The 1,953-nt window shown below is 58.4% G+C and carries 2 protein-coding genes and 1 pseudogene; all 3 read left to right on the top strand.

Going from position 1 to position 1,953, the window contains the following annotated elements; genetic code table 11:
- The first annotated feature begins 199 nt into the window (after positions 1-199).
- Positions 200-529 carry a type II toxin-antitoxin system RelE/ParE family toxin gene (locus AS93_RS0104305; RefSeq protein WP_027589457.1) on the top strand — a complete coding sequence of 110 codons (330 nt, stop codon included), beginning with the start codon at positions 200-202 and terminating at the stop codon, positions 527-529.
- Between the two features lie 110 nt (positions 530-639).
- Positions 640-927 (top strand): XRE family transcriptional regulator, encoded by a 288-nt coding sequence (locus AS93_RS20110; RefSeq protein ID WP_081798204.1) that lies wholly within the window; start codon positions 640-642, stop codon positions 925-927.
- A gap of 145 nt (positions 928-1,072) precedes the next feature.
- A pseudogene (locus tag AS93_RS18670) lies at positions 1,073-1,953 on the top strand (hypothetical protein); the annotation flags it as partial.

Here is a 1,953-nt window from a genome sequence, read left to right as displayed (position 1 = left end):
CAGCAACACAGCAACACAGCAACACAGCAACACAGCAACACAGCAACACAGCAATCTCTCACAGAGAAAGGTGCGCTAGAGTCGCAGAAAAGCCATAGTTTCGGCAGCGCCACGCACCTAAGAAGATGGAACTAACGAGGAAATCGTATGAAAGCGCATAGATTAATTTTCGCTCGCTATTGGCGGCTAGGGAGACCCAATGCAGTACCAGAACAAAAAAGAAATCGAGTTTGTTGGCAGTAGTAAGAAAGACCTTCGAGAATTTCCCAAGGAAGCCAAATTACGCGCAGGATATCAGCTTGAAACCCTGCAGCAAGGAGGCGAGCCAGATGACTGGAAACCTATGAAAACTGTGGGTCCAGGGGTCAAGGAAATTCGAATTGCGTGTGACGACGGGGCTTTTCGCGTGTTTTATGTGGTTAACAGGGGGGACGTGATCTATGTATTACATGCTTTCCCAAAAACCACTGAAAAGACGGAAAAGCGTGACATCGACCTGGCGAAGGCTAGATTGAAGTCACTGGGCTGATCAGCGCGGCGAGGCGTGGTAGTGACAGCTCCCCCTTCAGTAGAAGGGGGAGCTTTCTTCCTAGGTAACTCGAAGTTTATATAGATTGTGTATTATATGAGGGTAAATGTATGGCAAACGAACGCTACTCCAGTGTGTGGGATGCGTTGGTTGAGTCGCCAGAAGAAGCTGAAAACTTGCGTGTACGCTCTACATTGATCAGAGCGGTGACGGATGTTGTAAATAGTTGGGGAGTTACGCAGAAAGAAGCAGCTGAGCGTCTCCATGTAACGCAGCCACGTCTGAGCGATCTATTGAAAGGGAAAATTGATAAATTTTCCTTGGACGCTCTGGTGAATCTGCTTGCTAAAGCAGATTTGCAAATAGAAATCAAAGTAAAACGACATGTAACAGCATAGTTTTGGTTGCATAAAATGAAAGCCCTGCTCTAGTGAGCGGGGCTTTTGTGTTTGTGGACGTTAGTAGAAGAATATTGGCGTTTGCACAGCAAACAAAACCCCATTGCGCTGGTAAACTTAGGCCATCCGCTACGGGGGTTTTTTCATGTCCGACCGTTACGTCTATGACGGGGATACGTACTACCAGGACGGTCGACCCATTCGCCTTTTTGGCGCCGACGCCCCCGAGAAAAAGCCGGCCGAGCCGGGCTGGGCACAAGCCCGCGATGCCCTCGAGCTGGGCCTGGACGCCGGCTATGCGCCGGGCGAGTCCCGTGGCTCCAGCTACGGGCGTGATCTGCGCGCCCTGGAGTCGCCCACCGGCGGGCCGTCCCTGGAGGCGGAAATGGTCGCCGACGGGCTGGCCCAGCCGCTGTCGGATCGGCTGAGCCCCGGGTCCACCGAGACCACCTACATGCGTGGCGCTCAGCGCGCCCTGGGCAAGGCCCCCGAGGGTCTGGCGGCCACCCACCAGTGGCAGCAGCTGGTGGCCGATGCCCGTGCCGAGCGCCTGGAAGCGCTGTCCGCCGCCAGTGCCTCCGGTGCCCTGCGGGCGTCCGCCGGGGCACCGACCAACCTGTTCGATCCGACCCAACGTGGCGTCGTGTCCCGTGCCTGGGACCGTGGCGTGGACAACCTGCAGGGCACCTTCTACGGCTTCGCCAACGCGCTGGGCGAGGTCACCGGCCTCGACACGCTGGCCGAGTGGGGCGAGGAAGGGATGGCCCGCAACATCCTGGAGGCCATGCAGAGCCCGGCGACCGTGGCGTCCTGGGAGGACGTGGACAGCCTGACCGATGCCGGCATCTACGCGCTGGAAGCCCTGGTGGAATTCGCCCCGCAGTTGGCCGTCGATGTGCTGGCCGGCATCGCAACCGGCGGCTCGTCCCTGGTGCTGGCCGGTGCCGGCAAGGCGCTGCTGCGCTCGGTGGGCGGCTCGCTGGCGGTGGGGCAGGCAGGCCGGCTGGCCGCCGCCGGGATGGTGCG

It is taken from the genome of Pseudomonas sp. RL, assembly GCF_000647775.1.
GTDB lineage: Bacteria > Pseudomonadota > Gammaproteobacteria > Pseudomonadales > Pseudomonadaceae > Serpens > Serpens flexibilis.
The sequence above is the reverse complement of the archived record's forward strand: the minus strand, read 5'-3'. Positions and strand labels throughout refer to the sequence as shown.